This is a genomic window from Streptomyces sp. MB09-01 (assembly GCF_033794505.1).
GTDB lineage: Bacteria > Actinomycetota > Actinomycetes > Streptomycetales > Streptomycetaceae > Streptomyces.
Genome location: NZ_JARAYQ010000370.1, coordinates 1 through 6,203, shown reverse-complemented (window position 1 = coordinate 6,203; position 6,203 = coordinate 1). Strand labels below are relative to the sequence as shown.

5 protein-coding genes and 2 pseudogenes are annotated in these 6,203 nt (G+C 68.8%); 3 read left to right on the top strand and 4 right to left on the bottom strand.

The window, feature by feature from the left end; genetic code table 11:
• Nucleotides 1–320 precede the first annotated feature (320 nt).
• Nucleotides 321–695, top strand: a complete 375-nt coding sequence (locus tag PV721_RS40035) for a hypothetical protein (RefSeq protein ID WP_319733286.1) — start codon at nt 321–323, stop codon at nt 693–695.
• On the opposite strand, the gene PV721_RS40030 is transcribed toward PV721_RS40035, so the two are convergent.
• Together PV721_RS40030 and PV721_RS40025 are read right to left on the bottom strand one after the other, a co-directional pair.
• Nucleotides 658–1,560, bottom strand: coding sequence for an IS5 family transposase (locus PV721_RS40030; protein ID WP_319733284.1), 903 nt, complete (start codon nt 1,558–1,560; stop codon nt 658–660). The two genes, PV721_RS40035 and PV721_RS40030, sit on opposite strands and share 38 nt — an antisense overlap.
• 143 nt (nt 1,561–1,703) lie before the next feature.
• Nucleotides 1,704–1,946: pseudogene (locus PV721_RS40025) on the bottom strand (transposase); the annotation flags it as partial.
• Nucleotides 1,947–2,161: 215 nt separating this feature from the next.
• Between PV721_RS40025 and PV721_RS40020 the strand changes: the two are divergent.
• The gene (locus PV721_RS40020; RefSeq protein ID WP_319733282.1) at nt 2,162–4,186 is read left to right on the top strand and encodes a zinc-ribbon domain-containing protein; all 2,025 of its coding nucleotides are present in this window, start codon (nt 2,162–2,164) and stop codon (nt 4,184–4,186) included.
• A 64-nt stretch (nt 4,187–4,250) separates the two neighbouring features.
• Here the strand turns inward: PV721_RS40020 and PV721_RS40015 are convergent, their stop codons facing one another.
• A complete protein-coding gene (locus PV721_RS40015; protein ID WP_319733280.1) occupies nt 4,251–4,574 on the bottom strand; it encodes a hypothetical protein in 324 nt (107 codons plus the stop codon).
• Nucleotides 4,575–4,589: 15 nt separating this feature from the next.
• On the opposite strand from PV721_RS40015, the pseudogene PV721_RS40010 reads away from it, so the two are divergent.
• A pseudogene (locus PV721_RS40010) lies at nt 4,590–5,063 on the top strand (transposase); the annotation flags it as partial.
• Between the two features lie 32 nt (nt 5,064–5,095).
• On the opposite strand, the gene PV721_RS40005 reads toward PV721_RS40010, so the two are convergent.
• Nucleotides 5,096–6,010, bottom strand: coding sequence for an alpha/beta fold hydrolase (locus PV721_RS40005; RefSeq protein WP_319733278.1), 915 nt, complete (start codon nt 6,008–6,010; stop codon nt 5,096–5,098).
• Between the last annotated feature and the right edge of the window lie 193 nt (nt 6,011–6,203).

Sequence of the window (6,203 nt, the reverse complement as noted above, 5' to 3'; positions counted from 1 at the left end):
CACCAGTGCAGCCCCGGCCGCTCCGCGCACTCGGAGCGGCCGGGGCTGCACTGGTGCTGGCCGGAACAGGGGTGGCCACGGCCGCTCCGAGTGCGCGGAGCGTACGCATGCCGCCATTGTCCCGCCACCGAGCCGCTCCCGCCTGTCCTGCCCGCGCCCCCTACCGGGGCTCTGCCCCGTGCCCCGCGCCTCAATCGCCGGCGGGCCTGGATTTGGCTGGGTGGGCCTGTGCGGCTCAAGGATTGGGTTCTGCCCCGTGGCCGGCGTTTGACAGCTGTTGTCTTTCCGTACTTTTGTCGGTGCGGTCGTGGAGGTTCGGGATGCCGTCGGTGATAGGGCTGTCGGAAGAGCGTGAACGGGCTGCTGCTCAGCGGGTGGAGGTCCTGCCGGAGGAGGCGGACCGGGTGCTGGATTCGGTTCCGGTTCCGGGGTCGGTGGTGCCGTCGTGGCGGCAGGGACTTCCGGTCTCGGTGCTGTCACCGGAGTATCAGCGGGCCGTGACGGTCCTGGGCGACGCGGCCGGGCCGTTGACGTGCAAGGAGCTGGCGACCGGGCTCGGGGTGGAGGGGGCGGCGAAGACGAAGATGGAAGGGGTTCGGGCCAGGGCGAGGCGGCTGGTGGACCGGGGCTGGCTGGTCAGGGAGCCCTCGGGCCGGTTCACCCTCGCCCCGGGGCCGCGAGACGGCGGGTCATGAGCCGGGTCATCGACCAAAGGATCATCGCCTCGCTGGAGTCCGGACGCCGCTCGTAGTCGCGGGCCAGCCGGCGGGAGCGAAGCAGCCAGGCGAAAGATCGTTCCACCACCCACCTGCGGGGCAGCACCACGAAGCCTTTGGCGTCGTCACTGCGTTTGATGACGGTGACGACCAGGTGGAGCACGGTCAGGGCCCAGGTGATCAGGACACCGGTGTAGCCTCCGTCTGCCCACAATTTCGTGATGGTGGGGAACCGCTCACGCAGGCCGGGGAGCATCACTGTGGCGGCCTGGCGATCGGTGACGTCCCCCGCGGTCATGTTGATCATCAACAGCAGGCCGGTGGTGTCGCTCAGGTGCCGGCGCCTGCCATTGATCTTCTTGCCGCCGTCATAGCCCCGGCTGCCGGCGCCGACGACCGCGTCGGCCTTGACGGACTGCGAATCGATGACCGCAGCAGTGGGCTCCGGATCACGGCCTGCGGCCTCGCGGACCTTCCCGCGCAGCCGGTCGTGGAACTCGGCGACCAATCCGCTCTCGCGCCAGCGCCGGTAGAAGGCGTAGACCCGGTCCCACGGCGGGAAGTCCACCGGCATCGCCCGCCATTTGATGCCGCCGTCGACCACGTAGAAGATCGCGTCCAGCATCACGCGGTGACAGTAACCCTCCGGCCGTCCACCCCGCCCCTCCATCCACGCCGGCAGCAGCGGGCGGATCGTCTGCCACTCCTCGTCGGTCAGGTCCGTGCCGTAGGCCCGAGTCCGGTCGGGCTGATCGGCGGCTTTCCCGAACCGGTGTGCGAGGCAATCGCACGACACGACCTCCGAGTTGAAGTCCACCGGCGTCAGCGCGTACAACAAGGACAACAGGTCCTCCGGGCGTAGTCGGTGTCTCAGCAACTCCGAACTGCACCAGAGGCCCTGCCTTCATACGCGGAGCCCCCGGAATCACCCGCCCCATCAGCCACTTTCGATCTGACCGCACTCAAGATCGATAGGACCACAGCTTCTGAGGCCAGGATCCGTTCCCAGGTGCCGTCGGCAGCCCATCTGACCAGCCGTTTGTGGGCGGTCTGGAACGGACCGAGCTCGCCCGGCAGATCACGCCAGGGCGAGTTGGTGCGGTACTTCCAGGCGATGGCCTCAAGGGTGCGACGGTGGTCGACCCACCGCCGTCCGCGGACCGGATCGGCTGGCATCAGCCGCTCGATCCGGTCCCCCATCGCATCGGTGATCACTAATCGGACAGACACATCCGATCAACTGACCAACCCATCAAGGAGACACGCGCTATCCGACGCCTTATGCCATGCCTCTGGTCTACAGTCCTTGCCGGTGGCGGGCAGCTCGTTCGTAACTGCCGGTCGGCAACGCGCGCCGCCTGAGAGTTGCCACCGCGGACTGATCGTTTCATGGAGTGCACTTGCGCAGACCCGGTTCTCCGAAGGCCGCGGAGGAACCAGAGCTGATGAATGCATGGCTGGCTGAGCTCAACGAGGGGCTGGACCCAACTCGTCTGACTATCGGCAGTGCGAAGTATGCGCACCTTCGCTGCCGGGGCTGTGGAGTGCCGTACCAGGTGCAGATCCGGCACTTTATGGCGGGGCGTACCTGCCAGAGATGCGGCATTGCCCGGCAGATGCTTACCTCCCGTCGGCCTGCCAAGGGGCGGTCGATTGCCGAGCTGAGGCCGGACCTGGCTGCGGAGTGGGACAGTGAGCGCAATGAGGTCTCGGCGACCGAGGTCGCCGCACAATCCAATACGCCGACTCGCTGGTGGCGTTGCCCTGCGGATGACCGACATCGCTATGACATGCCGCCGAGCGAGCGCTGGCGCGGTAGTGGGTGCCCGTACTGTTCGGGACGCCGGGCCGGGTGTGGCAACGACCTGGCCACTGTTTATCCAAAGTTGGCAGCCGAATGGGTCGCCGCTCCTGACCGGCCAGGCCTCACCCCCTCAGATGTGACCCCGTTCTCCGCAACCCCGGTCTTCTGGCGCTGCCTCCATGACGATCGACACCAGTGGACGGAGAAGGTATCTCAGCGAACAAACCGCCCCTCTTGCCCCTTTTGCAGTGGCTCGCGGATTGATGCCACGAACAACCTCGCCGTGCGGCGCCCCGACCTGGTGGCGGAGTGGCATCCAGGGCTCAACGGCTCGTTGCGCCCGGAAGATGTCGGCCCGGGCTCCCATCGCAAGACCCACTGGAGGTGCGGCACGTGTGGTCACGTGTGGACGGCCGCCATAGCGGAGCGCACCGGAAGCGGCAGTCGGGCCGGGACGGGGTGCCCACCGTGCTCGTTGGGTCGGCGGGGTCAAACCAGGCGTCGGCCTCCTGCGGGGCAGTCATTCGCCGACCTTGCTCCCGATCTTGCACGGGAATGGCACCCCACCCGCAACGCGCCTTTCACACCCGCCGATGTCCGGCCCGGTACTCCGAGGCCGAAGCGCTGGTGGAAGTGTGATGCCGGGCACGAATGGCTTGCCACGGTCGCCTCCCGGGTGGCCCAGGGCCGCGGCTGCGGGTTCTGTGCGGGGCAACGAGCAACGCCAGAGCGCAATCTCGCCGTTGCGGATCCGAACATGGCCGCCACCTGGCACCCTCGACTTAACGGTGCACTGCGCCCTACCGATGTCTTGCCTGCGTCTGGGAGAACAGTGCACTGGCTGTGCGAGAACGGCCACACGTGGAAGCAGCAGGTCAGCAACCGCGTGAGGTCCAGGCACTGCGGCGAGTGCGCTGGCCGACGCGTAACACGGAGCAATAACCTCGCCGCCAAGCACCCGGATCTCGCGGTGGAATGGGACAGGGCGGCTAACTGGCCCCTGCAGCCTCACCAGGTGCTTCCGGGCAGCAACATGACCGTGACCTGGCGCTGTTCCCGCGGTCACACCTGGGAAGCCGTGGTCGTCAATCGCACTCGCCTGAGTTCGGGATGCTCCCGCTGCCAGATGTCGGCCACCTCAGTGCTCGAAATCCGCCTGTACGCCGAGCTCGCCTTCGTGCTGTCACGTTGTGGCTTCACCACCGAGCACGACGTCCGCTTGACCGACCCGAAGATCCCCGCGCGCTACCGATCAGTCGACATGCTGTTCGTCGACGACGGCGGAGGCATAGCCATCGAATTCGACGGATCCTACTGGCATGCCGCCGCACGCAGCCGCGCTGACCGGGACAAGACCGACGCGCTGCTAAACGCCGACTACGGTGTGCTGCGTGTCCGGGAAACGCCGCTGGAGTGTCTCGGTCCCGAAGAACTCCCCGTCTCCAAGAACCAACAGCCTCACCTGACCGCCGCCGCCGTACTGAAGCGCATGCTCGAGATGGACTGGATACGCTCAGCCAACTTCCAGATCGTCGAAGACTATTTCAGCGTCGAGCAGGCCATGGCCGAGCATCACGCCAGGCAAATGATCCACGAGCGCGGCGGCTACGACCTCGCGGCATCAGCCGCCGCCCTTCGCGCCAGGGCGGGAGATGTCATGAATTAGGCGGGCGGCTTCCGCGACTGGCAGAAGATCCGGCATTCGGAGACCGAAGATCTGGCGGTGTTGGCTACACCGGCGCGATGCCAGCCCCCTGTGCCGCCACAAGACGGCGCGGCGCGGCACGCTCTTCGGGGCGTGCCGGGCGCCGCTGTTGCGGTTCTGCTGCGTCAGGCGATGTGGGGTGGGGCACCGTTGGTGCCGAAGGTGACGGTGATGTCGTTCCGTGGGCGGAAGGGGGCGGCGCAGTGCCGGTCCCCTGGTAGTAGTAGGGGATTCCTTCGGGTGTGGTGGCGTAGAGGTCGGGGCGGCGGTCGCGGTTGCCGTCGCCGATGCCTGCGATGTGGCGGTAGCCCTGCCAGCCGCCGCCGATCTTCACGCGGGTGGCGAACATGCCGTCGCCACGGCCCTGGTGGAGCCACAGAATCCGGCCTTGCGTCGCACCCTTGAGGCCATCGCCTGGAAGTACCGCACCAACTCGCCCTGGCGTGATCTGCCGGGCGAGCTCGGTCCGTTCCAGACCGCCCACAAACGGCTGGTCAGATGGGCTGCACCGTCACCGCGGTCGGCCAGAACAGCGTCGCGCCATCCGGGCCCGTCTACGACACCGGGGAATCCGCGCGGTCATCCCGCAGCCGTCCGATCAGATCGGCCACCGCCAACGGCGAGGCCGTCAAGGCGGGCGCCCACCCGGCTTCGACCGCGAGGCCCACAAGCAACGGAACACCGTCGAACGCTGCATCAACCGCCTCAAACAGTGACGCGGCCTGGCCACACGAACCGACAAACTCGCCATCGCCTACCAGGCCGCACCCACCTCGCCGGCATCCTCATCTGGACCCGCCCCGTCGACCAGAGTCCGCCCGACAACGCCTCCCCCGGGCAGGCCCCTTCCCCGCCCGGGGCTCCGTCACCTCAGCGGCACGCCCGCGCCACCTGCTCCAGCTCGTCCCCCCACACGGCCACGTCCCGCGGGCCGATGTGCGGCGCGACCAGGGTCCGTACGCGGAAGGGGTTGCGCGGTGTCGTCTCGTCCGCCTCGCGGATCATCAGGTCCTGCAGCGCCGGCGGGATGGAGCGGTCCTCGGTGAAGCGCAGGAACGTCCGCGGCACCCGCCCCCACTTCTCCGGCAGCCCCCGGGCGTCCGCGGCCCCGATCGCCGCGGACTCGTCCGGCTCCAGGGTGTTGAGCAGCGCGCGCACCTCGGCGTCCGGCAGGCCACTGCCCAGCGCCTCCTTGGCCGCCGCGAAGAAGGCGGGGTCGCCCGAGCGCCAGTTGACCCGGTTGACGCCGAGTTCCGGCGGGGTCTGGACGGCGGGGAGCCGGAACAGGGCGCTGGTGGCCGCCTCCGGGGTCGTCATCAGCTGGGTCACCGAGGCGTGCCGGGTCGGGCAGAAGGCGGAGGCGTACACCAGGTGGGAGATCAGCTCGGGCACCTGGTTGGCGACCGCGTTCACCGTCACCCCGCCGAGGCTCTGGCCGACCAGGATCACGGGGCCGTTGCGGTGGACGGCGCGCACGACGCCGACGACGTGCGCCGCGAAGGCCGCCAGTGTCACCCCGGAGATCGGCGAGGGTTCGGTGCGCAGCCGCTCCGGGTCCTGGGGTGTCTGGTAGGAGAGCGGGAAGTACGCGCCCGTCCCGTGCCCGGGCAGGTCCACTGCGACCGCCCGGTGCCCTCGCGTGCCGAGCTCCTGCAGGACGGGCGACCATCCGTAGGAGTTGCTCCCGGCGCCGTGGACGAGGACGAAGGTGGGCGCGCCGCGCCGTCGTGCGTCGGCGCCCGGGCTCTCACTCGTATCGCTGCTGCCAGCCTTTAAGTTACTCATGAGTAGGACTGTAGGCGTGGGCGCACACACGACCGGCCGATTTCAGCCATCCGTCCCGCCGGGCCCCGCAGCGGCGCCGGGCCAGGACGGGCTAGTGCCCGAGCACCGCCATCGCCGCGTTGTGCCCGGGGACCCCGCTGACCCCGCCGCCCCGCACCGCCCCCGCGCCGCACAGCAGGACGTTGCGGTGGGC

Coding starts and splice junctions, on each gene's coding strand:
- PV721_RS40035 (WP_319733286.1), top strand. CDS start 321: ATGCCGTCGGTGATAGGGCTGTCGGAAGAGCGTGAACGGGCTGCTGCT.
- PV721_RS40020 (WP_319733282.1), top strand. CDS start 2,162: ATGAATGCATGGCTGGCTGAGCTCAACGAGGGGCTGGACCCAACTCGT.
- PV721_RS40015 (WP_319733280.1), bottom strand. CDS start 4,574: ATGTTCGCCACCCGCGTGAAGATCGGCGGCGGCTGGCAGGGCTACCGC.
- PV721_RS40005 (WP_319733278.1), bottom strand. CDS start 6,010: ATGAGTAACTTAAAGGCTGGCAGCAGCGATACGAGTGAGAGCCCGGGC.